21 protein-coding genes and 3 pseudogenes are annotated in these 17222 nt (G+C 64.4%); 17 read left to right on the top strand and 7 right to left on the bottom strand.

Annotated features, from left to right (window positions below):
* The first annotated feature begins 140 nt into the window (after positions 1-140).
* The 9 genes from CAFEL_RS02875 (at position 141) to CAFEL_RS02835 (ending at position 5937) form a co-directional block, all read left to right on the top strand.
* Entirely contained in the window at positions 141-1010 is an 870-nt protein-coding gene (locus tag CAFEL_RS02875) for a cation diffusion facilitator family transporter (protein WP_194560956.1), read from the top strand.
* A gap of 78 nt (positions 1011-1088) precedes the next feature.
* A complete protein-coding gene (locus CAFEL_RS02870) occupies positions 1089-1340 on the top strand; it encodes a DUF7218 family protein (RefSeq protein ID WP_034997609.1) in 252 nt (83 codons plus the stop codon).
* Complete coding sequence (locus tag CAFEL_RS02865) at positions 1333-1998, top strand: thiamine phosphate synthase (protein ID WP_194560908.1); 666 nt, start codon at positions 1333-1335, stop codon at positions 1996-1998. The genes CAFEL_RS02870 and CAFEL_RS02865 overlap by 8 nt, the downstream gene beginning before the upstream one ends.
* A 152-nt stretch (positions 1999-2150) precedes the next feature.
* The gene (gene thiO / locus CAFEL_RS02860) at positions 2151-3218 is read left to right on the top strand and encodes a glycine oxidase ThiO (RefSeq protein ID WP_194560955.1); all 1068 of its coding nucleotides are present in this window, start codon (positions 2151-2153) and stop codon (positions 3216-3218) included.
* Positions 3215-3409, top strand: coding sequence for a sulfur carrier protein ThiS (gene thiS, locus CAFEL_RS02855; protein ID WP_070473243.1), 195 nt, complete (start codon positions 3215-3217; stop codon positions 3407-3409). The genes thiO and thiS overlap by 4 nt, the downstream gene beginning before the upstream one ends.
* A gap of 2 nt (positions 3410-3411) precedes the next feature.
* Positions 3412-4194: a thiazole synthase gene (locus tag CAFEL_RS02850; protein ID WP_194560907.1), complete on the top strand. Its 783-nt coding sequence runs from the start codon at positions 3412-3414 to the stop codon at positions 4192-4194.
* Positions 4195-5295: a ThiF family adenylyltransferase gene (locus CAFEL_RS02845; RefSeq protein ID WP_290172182.1), complete on the top strand. Its 1101-nt coding sequence runs from the start codon at positions 4195-4197 to the stop codon at positions 5293-5295. It begins immediately after the preceding gene.
* 17 nt (positions 5296-5312) lie between these two features.
* The gene (locus tag CAFEL_RS02840) at positions 5313-5747 is read left to right on the top strand and encodes a hypothetical protein (protein ID WP_194560906.1); all 435 of its coding nucleotides are present in this window, start codon (positions 5313-5315) and stop codon (positions 5745-5747) included.
* A gap of 58 nt (positions 5748-5805) precedes the next feature.
* A complete protein-coding gene (locus CAFEL_RS02835; protein WP_267238688.1) occupies positions 5806-5937 on the top strand; it encodes a hypothetical protein in 132 nt (43 codons plus the stop codon).
* Here CAFEL_RS02835 and CAFEL_RS02830 read toward each other — a convergent pair.
* The 3 genes and pseudogenes from CAFEL_RS02830 to CAFEL_RS02820 form a co-directional block, all read right to left on the bottom strand.
* Complete coding sequence (locus tag CAFEL_RS02830) at positions 5934-6182, bottom strand: hypothetical protein (protein ID WP_228496499.1); 249 nt, start codon at positions 6180-6182, stop codon at positions 5934-5936. The genes CAFEL_RS02835 and CAFEL_RS02830 overlap by 4 nt on opposite strands.
* Before the next feature lie 65 nt (positions 6183-6247).
* Positions 6248-6958: an IS6-like element ISCef5 family transposase gene (locus CAFEL_RS02825; protein ID WP_035004237.1), complete on the bottom strand. Its 711-nt coding sequence runs from the start codon at positions 6956-6958 to the stop codon at positions 6248-6250.
* 55 nt (positions 6959-7013) lie between these two features.
* Positions 7014-7199 (bottom strand): annotated as a pseudogene (locus CAFEL_RS02820) (MerR family DNA-binding transcriptional regulator); the annotation flags it as partial.
* A 108-nt stretch (positions 7200-7307) separates the two neighbouring features.
* On the opposite strand from CAFEL_RS02820, the gene merA reads away from it, so the two are divergent.
* The 7 genes and pseudogenes from merA to CAFEL_RS02790 form a co-directional block, all read left to right on the top strand.
* The gene (gene merA / locus CAFEL_RS02815) at positions 7308-8732 is read left to right on the top strand and encodes a mercury(II) reductase (RefSeq protein WP_194560905.1); all 1425 of its coding nucleotides are present in this window, start codon (positions 7308-7310) and stop codon (positions 8730-8732) included.
* 34 nt (positions 8733-8766) lie between these two features.
* Complete coding sequence (gene merB / locus CAFEL_RS02810; RefSeq protein ID WP_194560904.1) at positions 8767-9420, top strand: organomercurial lyase MerB; 654 nt, start codon at positions 8767-8769, stop codon at positions 9418-9420.
* An 18-nt stretch (positions 9421-9438) separates the two neighbouring features.
* A complete protein-coding gene (merT, locus tag CAFEL_RS02805) occupies positions 9439-9762 on the top strand; it encodes a mercuric ion transporter MerT (RefSeq protein ID WP_228496498.1) in 324 nt (107 codons plus the stop codon).
* A 119-nt stretch (positions 9763-9881) separates the two neighbouring features.
* Positions 9882-10364 carry a TlpA family protein disulfide reductase gene (locus CAFEL_RS02800; RefSeq protein ID WP_228496497.1) on the top strand — a complete coding sequence of 161 codons (483 nt, stop codon included), beginning with the start codon at positions 9882-9884 and terminating at the stop codon, positions 10362-10364.
* The gene (locus CAFEL_RS02795) at positions 10361-11317 is read left to right on the top strand and encodes a cytochrome c biogenesis CcdA family protein (protein ID WP_194560903.1); all 957 of its coding nucleotides are present in this window, start codon (positions 10361-10363) and stop codon (positions 11315-11317) included. The genes CAFEL_RS02800 and CAFEL_RS02795 overlap by 4 nt, the downstream gene beginning before the upstream one ends.
* 376 nt (positions 11318-11693) lie before the next feature.
* Positions 11694-11844, top strand: a pseudogene (locus CAFEL_RS11280) (IS481 family transposase); the annotation flags it as partial.
* 327 nt (positions 11845-12171) lie between these two features.
* Positions 12172-12495 (top strand): annotated as a pseudogene (locus CAFEL_RS02790) (recombinase family protein); the annotation flags it as partial.
* 99 nt (positions 12496-12594) lie between these two features.
* Here the strand turns inward: CAFEL_RS02790 and CAFEL_RS02785 are convergent.
* The 4 genes from CAFEL_RS02785 to CAFEL_RS02770 form a co-directional block, all read right to left on the bottom strand.
* Entirely contained in the window at positions 12595-13026 is a 432-nt protein-coding gene (locus tag CAFEL_RS02785; RefSeq protein WP_194560902.1) for a single-stranded DNA-binding protein, read from the bottom strand.
* A 91-nt stretch (positions 13027-13117) separates the two neighbouring features.
* Positions 13118-13261: a hypothetical protein gene (locus CAFEL_RS02780; protein WP_016456431.1), complete on the bottom strand. Its 144-nt coding sequence runs from the start codon at positions 13259-13261 to the stop codon at positions 13118-13120.
* Between the two features lie 158 nt (positions 13262-13419).
* Positions 13420-14442, bottom strand: coding sequence for a DUF4192 domain-containing protein (locus CAFEL_RS02775; RefSeq protein ID WP_194560901.1), 1023 nt, complete (start codon positions 14440-14442; stop codon positions 13420-13422).
* A 654-nt stretch (positions 14443-15096) separates the two neighbouring features.
* Positions 15097-16449: a tyrosine-type recombinase/integrase gene (locus CAFEL_RS02770; protein ID WP_194560900.1), complete on the bottom strand. Its 1353-nt coding sequence runs from the start codon at positions 16447-16449 to the stop codon at positions 15097-15099.
* Positions 16450-16764: 315 nt separating this feature from the next.
* Between CAFEL_RS02770 and CAFEL_RS11225 the strand changes: the two genes are divergently transcribed.
* Positions 16765-16980 carry a helix-turn-helix domain-containing protein gene (locus CAFEL_RS11225; protein ID WP_095537094.1) on the top strand — a complete coding sequence of 72 codons (216 nt, stop codon included), beginning with the start codon at positions 16765-16767 and terminating at the stop codon, positions 16978-16980.
* Positions 16981-17222 lie beyond the last annotated feature (242 nt).

Below are 17222 nucleotides of genomic sequence, written 5' to 3'. Positions count from 1 at the left end.
GCGTTATCGAGAGATCTACGGTGTGTCCGCACCACGGTACCGATTTGCTAGGCTCAGCCTCTGCAACGCGGGTGTGAGAGGGATGAAAAACCGTGGCGAACAGCGTGGAAAACAACGAACAAAAACTCCTCGAGCGATTCATGTGGCTTTCCATCGCCGCATCAGCACTGACCATCGCGCTGAAAGCGACTGCAGCGCTTGTGACGGGCTCCGTGGGCTTTCTTTCAGACGCCATCGAATCCGGAATTAACCTCATCGCCGCCGCGGTGGGCCTGTGGGCGCTGAAGCTGTCCGCCAAACCTGCGGACGCCAACCACCACTTCGGCCACGCCCGCGCCGAATATTTCTCGGCACAGGTGGAAGGTTCACTGATTCTGCTGGCGTCGGTGGCCATCATCTACACCGCCGTAGACAGGCTGATCAACCCCGTGCCGGTAGAGCAGCTCGGCATCGGCCTTGCGTTTTCTGTGGCTGCGACGGTGCTCAACGGCGCGGTGGGTGTGCTACTTATCCGCGCGGGCAAGAAGTACCGCTCCACCACCCTGGATGCCGACGGGCACCATTTGCTCACCGACGTCTGGACCACCGTCGGCGTCATCGTCGGCATGGCGCTGGTGTGGCTGACCGGCTGGCAGCCCCTCGACCCGATCGTGGCGCTGATCGTGGGCGCGAACATCATGTTCACCGGCTACAAGCTGCTCAAGGGCGCAATCCTGGGCCTGCTGGCGGAATCGCTGCCGAAGGAAGAAAACCAGATCGTCCACGCCTACCTAGACGAGTACGCCGCCGCCAACGGCGTGAAGTTCACCTCGGTGCGCACCACCGCCGCCGGCCGCGAGCGCATGGTCAACCTGGTCATGCAGGTCCCCGGCGACTGGACGGTCGCCCGCGCCCACGACCGCGCCGATGAGGTGGAGGTCGGCGTGGCCGAAGCCCTCGGCGGCGCGGAGACAATCGTCCACGTGGAGCCGCTGGGGCACCCCACCCGCACAGGCCCGCTGACAGTCTAGGGATCCCTTCTGCCGGGTGCCCCTCCAGCCCCCGCAGCCCGCCCCACAGGGACCTCGAAAACGCATAGGCTGGCAGCCATGGCTGATTCGATTAAGGATCCCGAGCTCTACGAGGCCCTGCTGCGCGAGGGCAACTCCAAGTCCAAGGCCGCCGCCATTGCGAATGCGGCCGCCCGCGACGGCCGCTCCGCAGTCGGCGAGCGCGGCGGCGAGTCCGGCTCCTACGAGGATTGGACCAAAGACGAGCTGTACGCCCGCGCCCAGGAGCTCGACATCGAGGGCCGCTCCGAAATGACCAAAGACGAGTTGATCGAGGCGCTGCGTGACTAAGCCTCTTGATCTTCGCTGTTACTTCGTCACTGGCCAGGGCCCGGACGTCGTGGAGCGCGCCCGCCAGGCTGCCGCCGGCGGCGCGGGCGTGATCCAGGTCCGCTCGAAGCCGATCACCGCCCGCGAGCTCTACGCGCTCTCCCGCGCCGTGGCCGAAGCGGTCCGCTCCGTCAACCCGCAGACGCATGTGCTTATCGACGACCGCGCCGACGTCGCCGCCGCCCTCCGCAATCAGGGCATCTCCGGCGTCCACGTCGGGCAGGACGACCTGGACGTGCGCGTGGTGCGCGAGCTGCTTGGCCCGGACGCGATCATCGGCCTGACCACCGGCACCTTAGAGCTGGTTCAGGCCGCCAACGAGCACAAAGACGTCATCGATTACATCGGTTGCGGGCCGTTTCGCGCCACGCCCACGAAGGATTCCGGCCGGGCCCCGATCGGGCTGGACGGCTACCCGGAGCTGGTGGCCGCCTCCGAGCTGCCGCTGGTGGCCATCGGCGACGTCACCGCGGACGACGCCTACGACCTAGCGCGGGCAGGCGTAGACGGGCTCGCTATCGTGCGCGGCATCATGCACGCCGGCGACGCGAAGGCGTACTGCGAGCGTGTGATCGCCGAGTTCGAGCGAGGTGCGCAGGACCACGCAGCCACCGGCTAGTCCTACACACAAACCCAGAGGAAGCACCCCTGAGCAGGGCCGAATTTTGGGCAAACTCGTGCTTTGTTCCTCAGGGTCTGTGTGCACGGGCGTCGCTGAGGTCTAGCTGAACCACACGAAACTCGCTTCCACACCGCCACGAACGCGCTACCCTGTCAAGCGTGAATGTTTCGGTCGTCGGCGCAGGAGTTATCGGCCTGGCCACCGCGCTTACGCTCGCGGACCGCGGCCACACGGTCACGGTCCACGACCCCGAGCCCGCCTCCGGCGCCTCCCATCACGCGGGTGGCATGCTCGCCCCGACTGCGGAGGTGGTGTACAAGCAGGACCCCCTCTTCCCGCTGATGCGCGCCTCCGCCGAGTGGTACCCGGACCTGATCAAGCTCACCGCCAAGTACACGGACCTGCCCACGGGTTACCGCACGGACGGCACCTTCGTCGTCGCCCGCGACACCGCGGACAAGACCCACCTGGACGAGCTGCGCGATTACCAGTCCCGGCACGGCATGGCGGTGGACAAGCTCACCGTGCGCCAGGCCCGGAAGCTCGAGCCGGCGCTCTCCCCCGCCATCAACGGCGCTGTCAGCATCGACGGCGACCACCAGGTGCAGCCCCGCCTGTTTACGCGTGCGCTTATCGACGCCTGCCGGTCCGCCAACGTCACCTTCACCACCAACCACATCGACCGCCTCGACCAGCTCGAAGATGCCGACCAGGTGGTCGTCGCCAACGGTCTCGGCGCAAGCCAGCTCGTGGAAGGCTTGGACCTGCGCCCGGTGTACGGAGACGTCCTGCACGTGCGCGTGCCCAAGCACCAGTACCCGCTGCTCACTCGCGTGGTCCGCGGGTTCGTGGAGGATCGCCCCGTCTACCTCATCCCTAGAAAAGACGGCACGCTGACCATCGGCGCGACCACCCGCGAGGACGGCCGCGGTCAGCCCCAGGTCCAGGGCATCCACCAGCTGTTGCGCGACGCCATCGAGCTCGTCCCGGCGCTGGAGGAGTGCGACTTCGTCGAGGCCACCGCGGGCGCGCGCCCCGGCACGCCGGACGACCTGCCTTACCTCGGCCGCATCGACGAGCGCACGGTCGTGTCCACCGGCTACTTCCGGCACGGGATTTTGTTGGCGGGGTTGGGGGCGCGGGTTGGGGCGGAGCTCGTCGATAGGCAGGAGCCCTCAATAGACTTGACCGCGTGCGACCCGAGGAGGCATTCATGAACATCACGCTCAACGGAGAAGCAGCCACCACCGCCGCCGCGACGGTAGAGGAACTGGTGGCGGAGGTCGGCGCGCCCGCGGACGGCACCGCGGTGGCCATCGACGGCGAGGTCGTGCCGCGATCACAGTGGGGGCGAAAGCTTATCGACGGCTGCTCCGCCGACATCCTCACCGCAGTGCAAGGAGGCTAAACGTGCTGGAAATCGCCGGAAAGCAGTTCGGCTCGCACCTGATCATGGGCACGGGCGGGGCGAGCTCCTTTGACATGCTGGAGCAGGCCTTGAAGGCCTCCGGCACGGAGCTGACCACGGTGGCGATGCGCCGCCACAGCGCCACCACCGGCGGCGGGGAGAGCGTGTTCGACCTGCTCAAGCGCCTGGGCATCGCGCCGCTGCCGAACACCGCGGGCTGCCGTACCGCGCGCGACGCGGTGATCACGGCGAAGCTGGCGCGCGAGGCGCTGGGCACCGATTGGGTGAAACTCGAGGTCATCGCGGACGACCGCACGCTGCTTCCCGACGTGGTGGAGACCGTGGACGCCTGCGAGATGCTCATCGACGAGGGCTTTACCGTGCTGGCCTACACCTCCGACGACCCGGTGGCCGCCAAGCGCCTCGAGGACCTGGGCGCGGCGGCGGTGATGCCGCTGGGCTCGCCGATCGGCACCGGGCTTGGCATTTTGAACCCGCACAACATCGAGCTGATCTGCTCGCGCGCGGAGGTGCCGGTGCTTATCGACGCCGGCGTGGGCACCGCCTCCGACGCATCGCTCGCCATGGAGCTGGGCTGCTCGGGCGTGCTACTGGCGAGTGCGGTGAACCGCTGCCAGGACCCGGTGGCGATGGCGCAGGCCATGCGGCACGCGGTGGAGGCCGGCAGACTTGCGCGCGCCGCCGGGCGGATTCCGAAGCGCGAGCACGCCGTGGCGTCCTCCACCTTCGACGGCCTGGCCAGCTGGGCGGACGAGGTTTTGTAAGTGCTGCCCGAGCGAGAACTCAAGCGCACCGCGCGCCAGATGAACCTGCCCGGCTTCGGCCCGGAGCAACAACAGCGCCTTTACGACGCCCACGTGCTGGTCATCGGCGCGGGCGGGCTGGGCTGCCCGATCATGCAGACGCTGGCCGCAACCGGCGTCGGCCGCATCACCGTGTGGGACGACGACACGGTGGATCTGACCAACATCCACCGCCAGATCCTCTTCGGCGCTTCCGACGTGGGCCGTAGCAAGGTCGACGTGACCGCCGAAAGGTTGCGCGCGCTACAGCCGGACATCCAGGTCACGGCGGTGAACGACCGTCTCACGCCCGACAACTTCATCGAGGCGCTCGACGGCATCGACCTGCTCATCGACGGCTCCGACACGTTTGCCACCAAGTTCATGGCCGCCGACGCCGCCGAAATCACCGGCACGCCGCTGTTGTGGGGTTCAGTGCTGCGCTACCGCGGCGACATTGCCCTGTGGCACTCCGGCCCCGGCGCGCCCGCGGACGGGGTCGGTCTTCGCGACCTCTACCCCACCCAGCCGGACGCGGATTCCGTGCCGGACTGCGCCACCGCCGGCGTGCTCGGCGTGACCACCTCGGTGGTCGGCTCACTCATGTCCACTGAAGCGGTGAAGTTCCTCGCCGGCATCGGCGAGGTGCGCATCGGCCGGCTGCACATGTACGACGCACTGTCCGCCACGATGCGCCGCTTCACCGTCACCCGCGACCCGGCACGCGAGCTCGCCACCACTCTGAGCACCTACACCGAGGCGTGCACCGTGAACACCGAAGGGCAAGAGCTTTTCGACGCCCTCACGTCCCACCAACTGCCCTCTATCGACGTCCGCGAACCGCACGAGAAAGCGATCGCGGATCTGCCCGTGCCGGGGGCAAACCTCCCGCTCAGCGAGGTGGAGCGGGACCCGGATGCTGTATCGAGGACGTTTAAGCAGTTCTCGCCCGGCGACGAGGTTGTCGTGTATTGCGCTGGTGGTGTGCGCTCCGAAGGGTTCGTCGAGAAGCATCGGGCGTTTGCCGAAACATTGGGGATTTCTTTGAAATCTTTGCCCGGAGGCGTGCAACGCTGGGCATAAACTGCAATACTCGTGTCATGCAGATCACAAAGACCGCCTCCATTGTTACCGTCGCCACCCTCATCGCCGCCGCTGCCGCGCTCGCACCGGCCGCATCCGCCAACAGCGCCGCCTACTCCAACACCGCAGGCGACGTCCGCTGTGAGATCTATCAGCTCCAGGGCACCACGAAGACAATCTGTGTTTCCGACCCCGCACGCAAGGCACAGCCGGAGTGCAACCCGCCGGAGCAGCTCGCCCCAGCCGTAAGCGTCGGTGACGGATCCGCCGCTGTCCACTGCTGGAACCAGGGCTTTACCAACCCGCCCCAGAAGTTGAACCCGCTGCAGGTCAAGCAGCTCGGCTCCGCCTACATCGCCCCGGATTTCTCCGGCAACCTGTACGTGGCGGACATCGCCACCCGCGCGGTCATCCGCGCCGGCGCCACCAACCAGGTGCTGTTCAAGCTCTAAGTCATAACGCCGAACGCCCGTTCGACGCGGAAGCCTTGCGCGTCGAACGGGTTTTTTAATGTCCCGCCTGTTCGTCTTCACCGCCACCGGCTGGCTCGCCCCGGTGGAAGGCCCGGAGCACGACGGCGCGTACCAGCTCAACGTGCGTAGGCTGCGGCGGCTGCACCGGCGGCGCGGGACAGCGCGCTAGGCCGCGCTCCCCTCCTGCCGGCGGATTCGGCCCCGGCGCGCAAACCACGCCGCCACAAACGAGAGCACGAGCGCGACAAGGACGCCCAGGTTCGCGTCCGCCCAGTGCTCGCCGACCAGCGGCAGGAGGTAGCCCTGCCAGTTGTTCCAGGCCGCTTCCTCGGCGAACAGGTTGGCCACCAGGCCCCACCCGATTATTGAGGCGACGACCAGGATGCCGATAGAGATCCAGTGGTGCTGTTGCAAACTTCAGGCGGAGAGCCGTGACGACCCAGTCTTCATCCTCTGATGCTCGCTGCGGGTCGGCGTTCTCAGGCAGCCTCGAACACCCGGCTGACGATCACCGCATCCGGGTTCGGTTGCTCGTAGGCAAACATCGCGCCCTGGCCTTTCCGTAATGAGTGCATCGCTTCCATCCCTTTCAACGTCCGGTACGCCGAGGTCCGGTTTTTGAACGCCCCCTTCGGTCCGAGGATCCGTTTCAGCCGCCCATGATCTCCTTCAATGACGTTATTGAGGTATTTCACCTGCCGGTGTTCCACGGTCTGCGGGCAGATTCCCTCTGACTTCAACTCGGCGATTGCCCTGGCCAGGGAGGGTGCTTTATCGGTGTTGATCACCCGCGGGAACCCGGTTATCGTGTTCGACCTCAGGGTCTTGGCCAGGAAACGCTTCGCTGCGGCGACATTACGCTTTGGGGACAGGTAAAAATCCAGGGTATGCCCACCCGCGGTGATGGCCCGATAGAGGTAGCACCACTTTCCCCCGACCCGGATATAGGTCTCGTCCACCCGCCAGGACCGGGCCTGCCAATCCGGGACTTGTCGGTACCACCGGGTCTGCTTGTCCAGCTCAGGAGCATATTTCTGGACCCAGCGGTAGATGGTGCTGTGATCGACCGGTACGCCGCGTTCGGTCATCATTTCTTCCAGATCGCGGTAGCTGAGCCCGTAGCGGCAGTACCACCGGACCGCCCACAGGATGATTTCACGGGGGAAATGACGACCGGAGAAGATGCCCATGGCTGTGATTATTTCACGCAGGTCTTCCTGTCGCCCGAACTTTGCAACAGCACCTCTGGGCGAGGGTCAGCCCGGCGGCCTGGCCCCGGTGGATGAACCCGACCCGACCCACGGCATCCTCGGCGTAGTCCCGATAGCCGGAGGCCAATCGCTCGGCCGGAGGGAGCAGCCCCGACTCCTCGTAGAACCGCAGGGTCTTGGTCGTGGTTCCGGTTGCTTCCGCAAGCTGTCCGATCCTCATGTTCGCCGATTCCCCTTCCAATGGCCACCACACTTGACCTTCCATTGTACTGGAAGGTTCACAATGGTTCCATAGGAACTTTTGAACCACAGGGAAGAGACATCTGGAATGACAAACGAAAAGTTCGATCTGGCGATTATTGGTTCCGGCGGCGGAGCGTTTGCGGCCGCGATCCGGGCCACCGGGCTGGGCAAGCGCGTCGTGATGGTGGAGCGCGGCACCGTGGGCGGGACATGCGTGAACACGGGCTGCGTCCCGTCGAAGGCGCTCCTGGCTGCCGCGGAGGCCCGCCACGTGGCGTTGGATTCGGCCCGCTTCCCTGGGGTGGCGGCCTCGGCGGGCCCGGTGGACATGCCGGCCCTGATTCAGGGCAAGGCCGCGCTGGTTGAAAGCATGCGCACGGAGAAGTACGTCGATCTGGCCGCGGACTACGGGTGGACGATGATCTCGGGGGACGCGTCGTTCACCGGAACCCAGGACGCACCGCTGCTCCGGGTGATCTCCCCGGATGGTGCAGTGAGAACGATCGAGGCCGGGCACTACCTCGTGGCCACTGGCTCCGCACCCTACGTGCCCCCCGTTCCCGGACTGGCCGAGGCCGGGTACCTGACCTCGACGACGGCGATGGAACTGGACGAGGTGCCCGAATCAATGCTGATCCTGGGCGGAGGCTATGTTGCCCTGGAGATGGCACAGCTTTTCTCCCGGCTGGGCTCCCGGGTGACCATGCTGGTCCGTTCCCGGTTGGCCTCGCAGGAGGAACCGGAGGCATCCAAGGCGTTGGCGGGGGTGTTCGCCGACGAGGGGATCCGGGTGGTCCGGCGGGCCATGGCCGACTCCGTGGCCTCCGGCCCGGACGGGGTCTCGGTGACGGCAAACGTGGCCGGGGGCGAGGAGGTGTTCCGCGCTTCCCACATCCTCGTGGCACTGGGCCGCCGCCCGGTGACCGAGGGACTGGACCTTGACGCCGTCGGGGTGAAGACCGGCGCATCCGGCGAGATCGTGGTCGATTCCCGCCTGGCCACGTCCAACCCGCGGGTTTGGGCCGCCGGGGACGCGACCGGCCATCGGGAGTTCGTTTACGTCGCAGCGGCCCACGGCGCCCTAGCCGTGGACAATGCGTTCACCGATGCCCTGGCCGAGGTCGACTACCGGCACCTGCCCCGTGTCACCTTCACCAGTCCCGCCATCGGGGCGGTCGGGATGACGGAAAAGGAAGCTGTCGCCGCCGGGATCAGCTGCGAGTGCCGGGTCCTCCCCCTGGAGTACGTGCCGCGAGCCGTGGTCAACCGCGACACCCGCGGCTTCATCAAGGTTGTCGCGGACCGCGACACCGGACGGATCCTGGGCCTCTCCGCGGTGGCCAAGGACGCCGGGGAAATCGCCGCCGCCGGCGTCTACATCCTCGAAGCGGGCATGACCACCGCGCAGGTCGCCGCCGCCTGGAGCCCCTACCTGACGATGGCCGAGGGCATCAGGATCGCCGCCAAGGCCTTCAACACCGACGTCTCCAAGCTCTCCTGCTGCGCCTGAGCTGCAGCCCCCACTACCGAAGCAAAGGAATGCCATGACCGCCACCGACCAGGCCCTCACCTATCTGTTGTCCCCCGCGCGCTCCGGAATAGACCCGGAATTGTTCGTGCCGCTGCTGCGGCTCCTGGCCGCGGGCGAGCCCGTCACGGTCGCCGAACTGGCCACCGCCAGTGGCCGGAGCGAAGACACGGTCCGGCAGGGACTGGCCGCCGTCCCGGACACCGAGTACGACGACGAGGGCCGCATCATCGGCCTGGCCCTGACGATGCGGCCCACCCCGCATCGCTTCACCCTGGCCGGGGAACAGCTCTACACCTGGTGCGCCCTGGACACCCTCTTCTTCCCGGCCCTGATCGGGAAGGCCGCAACCATTGAGTCGACCTCCCCGGGTAGCGGGACCCTCATCCGGGTGATGACGGGCGCGGACGGCACGGTGACCTCCGTGCAGCCGGCCACCGCCGTCGTGTCCATCATCAGCCACCCGGGCACGGGGCCGGTGCGGTCATCGTTCTGCAACCAGGTCCACTACTTCGCCTCCCGCGAGGACGCCCAGCCGTGGTTGGATTCCCATCCCGACGGCGAAGTCCTGGACATCGAGGCGGCACACCGGGCCGGTGCCGCCATGGCCTCCGCCCTCCTCGCCGCGGCCGCCACGCGGGCCCCCGCGGCGCAGGACTCCTGCTGCTGAGCTTTAAAAGGACATGACATGACCCAGCACCCAGAACAGCCAGACACCGGCCATCAACCCGTCCGGCAGACCGGTCGCCCCGGGCGATACCACACACTGGCCGCAGGAATCGGCATAGCAGCGGCCATGATCCTGTGCTGCGCAGGACCCATCCTCATCGCCGCCGGAGCCCTCGGCGCGATCGCCGGATTCTTCTCAAATCCCCTCGTGTTACTCGCGGCCGCCACGGTGCTCCTGGCCGGGATCATCGCCGTCACCAGGCAGCGAAAACGCCGCAGGACCGACGACTGCTGCCCTCCCGCATCCCCCGAGCACCACCGCACCGACCACGGCACCGCCTGAGTCCCCATCCCCATTCCTGGAAGGAACCACCAGACACCATGACATACCCGAGATCCCGCCGTTCTCTGTCCGTTCCCCGGCCCAGGCACCTCGCCTCCGCCCTGTTTCTGGCAGCGGTCATGGCACTGACAACCGCCTGCGCCAGCTCACCGAGCGGCCCGTCGGCCGCGCCAGGCGGTTCGTCGCCCGACGCGGCCGGTGCCGTTGCTGTTACGGTCTCCGACATTGACGGCACTACCCGGACCATCCCGGACGGTAAGCCCGCAGCACTGTTCTTCTTCTCTGCCGGATGCGGTGAGTGTGTGGAAGGGGCCGATTCCCTGAACAAGGCCTCCACGGCCCTGGGAAGCTCGGCCGACTACCTCCTGGTGGACGTGGACCCCCGAGAACCGAAGGAGACCATCAACGGATTCCGCGATTACATCAAGGCCCCTGAGCTCCCTGCCGTCATCGACACCGAGGCCACACTGACCACCCGGTACAAGGTCACCTCCATAAGCACCCTGGTGGTGGTCGACGCGAAGGGCGACGTTACCTTCCGGGCCACCGACCCGTCTGCGGAAAAGATCCAAGAAGAACTCACCAAGGCCGGTGCCCAATGACAGCCCTGCTTGCCCTGGCCTTCGCCGCTGGAATGATTGCCCCGGTCAATCCCTGCGGTTTCGCCCTCCTGCCCGCCTGGATAGCCCAGACCATCGGGGACGCCCGGACGCGCCCGCTCGCGCTGCGTCTGGCCCACGGGCTCCGGGCCGGGCTCGCGCTCAGCCTCGGCTTCGCCGGGACCCTGGCAGCCTTCGGGCTGATCGTCAGCGCGGGCGCCAGGACCCTGATCAGCGCAGCGCCCTGGCTGGGAATGGCCACCGGGGTGATCCTTCTCCTGCTGGGCCTGGCCATGCTCACCGGACTCACACCACGGCTCCGTCTGCCGGCCTGGGCCACGAAACCCCGCACACAAGAAGCCGCAGGGGCAGGTCACAAACCCGGGCGCATGGTGGCCTTCGGGGTCGGATACGCCGCAGCATCCCTCGGCTGCACCCTCGGGGTGCTCCTGGCCGTGATCGCCCAAGCCCAGGCCGTCGCCAGCTACGCCGGGCTGCTCGCGGTCTTCGCCGCCTACGCCGCAGGCTCGGCCACTGTCCTGATGCTCGTTTCGGCAGGCACGGCCATCGCCGGGGCCGCCCTCGGGCGAAGTATCACCGGCCTCGCCAAGCACAGCAACCGCATCGCCGCCTTCATCCTCACCATAACCGGCGCCTACCTCAGCTGGTATTGGTATCCCGCCGCCACCGGCGGAACCGCACAGGCCAACAGCCTCGCCGTATGGTCAGCCGCCGCCAGCGCCTGGATCAGCGACAACAGCACCCTGATCGCAGCCCTCGCCGCAGCCGTGGTGCTCGCATCGGCATTGGCCGCCCTCAACCGGCGCAGGAGACTGCGCATCAGACAGGGAACACCGCCCACAGGCGAGGGCCCCGGGCAAAGCGGGGAACCCGACTGCTGCACACCAACTCCGGACAACAACTCGACCGAGGACCGGCCAGGCACGATCCCGTAGCTGGCCGAGGACTCCCAAAAAGCAAGGGGGAGAGGGAAGCTTGCCCATCTTCTGGCAAACGAGGCGCCCGCCTATCAGGACAGGTTGGTACAGCGGCATCAGGCCGGAAGTCAATTCGTGCAGAGTGCTTCGGGCAAGCCGTCAGGAGCCCTCTGTACCGCCCCCCGCAATGACGGGAACGTCAGTGTGGTGAACTTCGGAAAGCCACAGTGACACCCACTAGTTGTACTCGACCGTGACGTTGGTGGCACTTTCGGTCTTGTGAAATAGCTAGGCCTCCTGGCTTAGTGGAGCTGTCTAGTTCTTCACTGCCAGGAGGCCTCTATGCCCAACGGTAACGCCCGCTTGACCACGCATGCGAGAGCGTTGCTGGTGGCCAGGCAAGCTCATCCATATCGATGTGAAGAAACTCAGCCGCATCCCCGACAGCGGCGGTTGGCGAGTCCACGACCGATCCGCGACCGGAAGACCCGATCGGGTTCGACCACGTCCATGCCGCTGTCGATGGCCACACCCGACTCGCTTATATGGCCCACTAGCGGTCGCGGAGCGTCCTGAAAACCTAAAGTTTTATGAGACACCCGGCAGGAACTGGAATGTGAGACCGTTTCATGGGGCAATTGGCCTCCTCCCCGTCTCACTAAAGCGCCTCGCCCTAAGTTGTCGCAGGGTGGTGCTCGGTAGGGGTTTGTGAGGCATAATCGAGACATGAGGCTTTTGGGGTACACCCCAAGCGAACAATTTGTGAATGACAAAACTTCCTGTTCGCTAGGGTTAGTTCCAAGACTAACGGAACAGAACCGTCACTGCCTCTGGAGATCACTGAACAGTTGGGTGCGATCTCAGGACAAAAGGTGGGCTATGCCCGGGTGAGTTCGAAAGATCAGAACCTTGATCGTCAGATTGAACAACTCAAGGCAGAGAAGGTCTTCACCTATTACACGGATAAGGCCAGTGGTGGATCGCGTGAGCGCCCTGGACTTGATGAAGCAATGCGATATGTCCGTGCAGGAGATCAGCTTGTCGTCACGTCGATGGATCGGTGCGCGCGTTCACTGACGGATCTGTACGCCATTGTTGACGAGCTAGTCAGCAAAGGAGTGTCGGTGAAGTTCCTCAAGGAGGGACAGACCTACTCAAAAGACTCCTCCCCGATCGCCAAGCTGATGCTAGGGCTGTTGGGTTTTGTTCAGTTGGGTAAGGCCGTGAACGAGCTGGATCAACACCGTGAAATAGTTGAAAAAATTACCCCGCAGGTTTCCCTGCGGGTGTCGTTGTTAGAACGGTGCTTCGTCGTTGTCGGCGTCAGCGCCAGCCAGGGCGGCGTTCGCCGCCTCGCCTCCGCGACGGGCTGCGCGCGCAGCGGACTCTTTCTTGGAGTCGATCAGCTGCACGGTGTCGATGCGTGCGACCAGCGGGTAGTGCTTCACACCGTCCTTGTCGGTGTAGAAGTCGGTTTTCAGCGAGTAGCTCACCGCGACGCGATCGCCGGAGCCGATGCAGCCGAACACGCCGGGGTTCTTCGCGTCCTGGACGTAGCCGGTCAGCTCCACGATCTCGGACTCCACCTTGCCGGTGGTCTTGTTCTTGAAGGTGTTGCGCGCATAGACGCTGAGTTTCACCGTCGCGCCACCGTTTGCGTGCTCGAACAGCTTGGGTGCGCGAGCTGCGTTGCCGACGATGGTGCCGTTGTTGAAGGGGTTGGACATGATGGTTCTCCTTACGTGAGTGGGTGTGATTTGCCGTGCAATTTGGGTACTTAAGCAGCTGCTTTGCTGCTGCGGGGTGGTTGAGCTGTCGTTACAGCACTGCCCAGGGCAGCGGTGTGCCTGCCGCCTCTAGGTCGCGCAGTTCTTGCGCTGCGCCCGGATCGGCGTCCTCGCCGTCGATGCCGTCGGCGAGCTGGTAGAGCAGTTCCAGGTCGGTGTGGGTGATGTCGCGCATCACGTGCCTCCTTGTTCGGATTGATGGTCAATCCGTCTGTTGGAGACAGCTCTGCTGTCTAGGGGGTTCTCCCCCGCCCCGCTAGGTGTGCATCTCTGCAAGCCACGGCCGACGAGAAAAAGAAACCCCATTGCATTGCTGCAACGGGGTGTGTGGTGCTACTCGGCAAACAAGATCGTGCGGGTCTTCTCGGCGCCTTCGCGGACAAGCTCGACCATCCGCTCGCCCTGGCCGATATCGGTCAGCTTCGCCACCAGCGACGGGAAGTTCTCGTCTGGCCCGATCTCGGTGGCTCGCTGCGCAGCCACGCCAGCTAGTCCCGGCTGGCCGGTGGCGTGCGCGAGCACTGCGACAGTGGCGGTGAGCTGCGCCCGCATCCCCGGCCAGCTGGTCGGGACAGCGCGCATAACCTGCTCTATGAACGCAAGGCCAGCCTGCGGGTCATCGAGCAGCGCCGCGAGCAGCGCGTCTCGCAAGCGCTTTGTAGTGAAGCATTTCAGCGCCGATCGAACAGCGCGCGTGCTCGGCTGGGTTATTCCTGCCGCCGCCTGCTCGTATTCACGCTGCAGCACGTCGGAGAACATGGGCGGGATATACGCCAGCGCGTCTTCGATGATGTCGGCGTGCTCGGCAGCGTCGATGCCGTGATCGGTGCTGTTCAACCGTGCCTCGATGTCGTCTTTGCTCGGCTCCGGCAGCTCGCCGGTGTGCTCTAGCATCTGCCGCAGCGCCGCCGATGCGGCGACCTCGCCGACAACGCCGTGGCGCGGCTCGTCGATGAGCGGATGCTGGTACACAGACCACCACGCAGCCCCGGTGACGATCTCAGGCACCTGCACCACCCCGAGCAGCGGCGGTAGGTGCACTGCCCCGCTGGTGAGGTACGTGGCCGTCTCGTCGAAGATCGGCTGTGCAATGTCGTCGCTGATCATGTACGCGATAACAGCGTCGAGTTCGAGGTGGTGGGCCCACGCTGCGAACCGCTCGCGGCTCTCGGTGAGCTTTGCAACAGCTTCGTCCAGGTCGAACCGCGCGACCGGGCCGAGGCGGACGGTGTCGACGCCCTCGCCGTCGACGAAGAACGCGAGGATCAGCGAGTTGTTCGGGTAGAAGCCGAGGATGCCGGGGAGGTTCGCGAGGATCTCGCCGTGAGATGCAAGCGTGTGGGAATGAGTGGACATGGCAGTGCTCCTTTGCACGAATACGGGGTGTACGTGGGCAATCCCGTATTCAGTCCGGCTCTGCCGGTCGCGCCCTGCCACGGCACCACCGCACCTGAAGCGTGCTGAGCGTCGCTAGCGCAGCCTGATGCTCGCTCGCTGGGTGCGAGCGCTAGCGACGCAGCATTGTTAGATCCCCGCGTCGCCGCTGGTTAAGCGTTACCTTTGGCGCGGTTGTGAGACTTGCACAGCAGTTCGCAGTTGCTTTCCTCGAACTGCCGGCTCCCGTGGCGTTCCTTCGTTGCTGCCGTCCTAGCAATCACTAAGCAATGCCCCGAAAACCTGCGCCGCTTCGTTGGAGCGTCGCAGTTCCGTTTGGTGCAGGATTTTGACCCTAGTGCACCACGTAGTGCACCAAATGGCGATCCGATCACAAAATAAAGAAGGCCCCTACCAGCATTTGCACTGGTAGGGACCTTATCTTAGTAGCGGGGGCTGGATTCGAACCAACGACCTCTGGGTTATTCGTATCCAGTTCGATACCCTGGTAAGTTAGCCCCGCTGAGCTGGTCTTTTAATAGGGGCAGGAACCCTAGGGAACTCTAGGGAACCCTATGCCTCCCGCATCTATAGGGACGCTTATAGGGACGATTTGAAGCTGGCAAAAGCACCCCACTAGACCGCAATGTCGGGGTCATCGGCGGACGGCTCTTCCTCAGTCACGACGGTAAGTCGCGGCTGAGGCGCCTGGGTGTCTCCATCCGGCTCAGCGGCATCGTCGGCGTCCGTTTGGGACTGCAGCGCACCGCGCATCAGATCCACCGCTGTCATGTCCGTGTAGTAGCGGATATTGACCTCCTGCGAGTGGCCGAAGTACGCAGCGCGTACTTCGAGCGGGATGAAGGGGGCAGTCAAGGTGTTGAGGGTGGCACGCCAGGAGTGCGACGTCATCTGCGCCAATTTCGGCATGTTGAGCACCTTGGCCATGTCCTTGAAAAGCTTGGTGGCAGCTTTACTGGCCGCGTTAGAGTCCCACACCTTTGTCGGATCAGCTGGCGCACCGACGATCAAGTCATCTGGATTGCTAGAGCGCGCAAGCTTGGCGATGTATTCCTCGATACGAGGGTTGACCAAGGGGACGTTTCGGCCCCGATGCGTTTTGGATTTCTCTGGGCTAACTGGGGCAAGCATGTGATTGTCTGCATCGACCGCCATATCGCTAAAACGCAGCTCCACGACTTCACCGATGCGAAGTCCGATACCAGCTTGGATGAGTGCTGCGCGCACGATGTTTTGGTGCAGTCTAATTGACGAACCGCGCCTGTCGGTTCCCGGTGGCAGCGGCACTGTCGTGTCGCGCTCAAGCAAGTGGTCCACCACTCGCTCGTACTCTTCTAGCGTCAGGGTGACGTCGCTGGACGAGCCCTTGGTGGTCTTCTTCACCTTCGGTAGATCGATGGACATGCCTGCCAACGGGTTGCCCTGAATGAGCTCATCACGACGAAGCGAACCGAGGATGTATTTCGATAGGACTGTACGACACTGACGTGCGGACTCGTGCCCGTGGGCGTAGGCAATGTCGATCAGCGCGCGCTCCATGGTTCGAAAACGCACAGCATCACTGATGCTGTAGCCGTCAAACGCGCTGCGTAGGTGCTTCAGCGACAAAGCATGGCGCTTGTACGTCTTCGGTTTGATGTGCTCGGATGCCAGTGCTTTCTCAAGCGCAGGCGAAACCACGTCATCGATGTAGCGGGTCATAGCCATCGTGCTCTCGACGGTGGAATGCTGGCTTTGCACCAGGGCTTCCCACCTTGCTTTCGCTTTGTCGCGAAGCGCACGATCTGAGCGTGTGGTCATCTCCGTCTTTTGCCGTGGGATTTTCTTGCCGTCAGGAAGCGTGCCTTGCCAACGGATGACCTTGACACCGCCTGGTTTCGTTTGCACTGCTGCGCGGTCAATTGAGTGCTCACCGGGCGCTAGCTTCGTGCGCGCTGCACCCTTTTTTGTTCTCTTTTTTGTACTCATGAGACCCATTCTAGTTGTGTACTAGCGAGACAGTAAAGGGGTCGTTGTTGTTTTGTATCGGGAATCGCAGGGTAGCACAGGGAACCGTAAGGATGTATAGTCTCGTGTGAGCACAACGCTCAAGTGCCAGTGCGGGGACAACGAGGTGGCCACTCGCCCGCGCTCGATGTAGGAGCCGAGTTGCCGTGTGAGCACCAGAGGTTGGGTGTGAACGAGCACGGCAGAAGAGTAAAGCAACCGGTGCTGGGCACACAGTAGACGTACTGCCAGCGAGATGACGTGGGCACTCTTGGATCTACAGAGAGTGATTTTCCCATGTCAGAAGACGTGAAGACGCTGCGTGTTGCAGAGACAGAACCTATGTCAGTCTACGCCATGAGCACAGCAGACGCTGCGGCGTTTGTGGGCTTGAGCATGAAGACCTTGGCCAATTTGCGCTCTGAGGGCAGCGGCCCGCCGTTCACAAAAGTACGCGGCAAAGTGATCTACAGGACGCAAGACCTAGAAGACTGGATCGATAGCCACTACTGAACACCTTGTAGTCGATACACAACAACACCCCCGACAAAGCCTCTGTCGGGGGTGTTGTTTTGGTCGCAGTGCACCCTACCGTGCTGAGGGCGGAAAGCGTCGCAGTGTTTGTTGAGCACTCGACACCCGGGCAGCGAGCTGCTTTGACCACTACCGCGAGCAGCGCGCACTTGCTGCAGCGAGTCCCACGAAGGCAGTCCCTTGGACCCACAAAAGACAGCGTGCGGTTTTTCACGAGAATC

It is taken from the genome of Corynebacterium afermentans subsp. lipophilum, from assembly GCF_030408375.1.
GTDB classification, from domain to species: domain Bacteria; phylum Actinomycetota; class Actinomycetes; order Mycobacteriales; family Mycobacteriaceae; genus Corynebacterium; species Corynebacterium lipophilum.
This window is presented reverse-complemented; position numbering and strand designations above follow the sequence as displayed.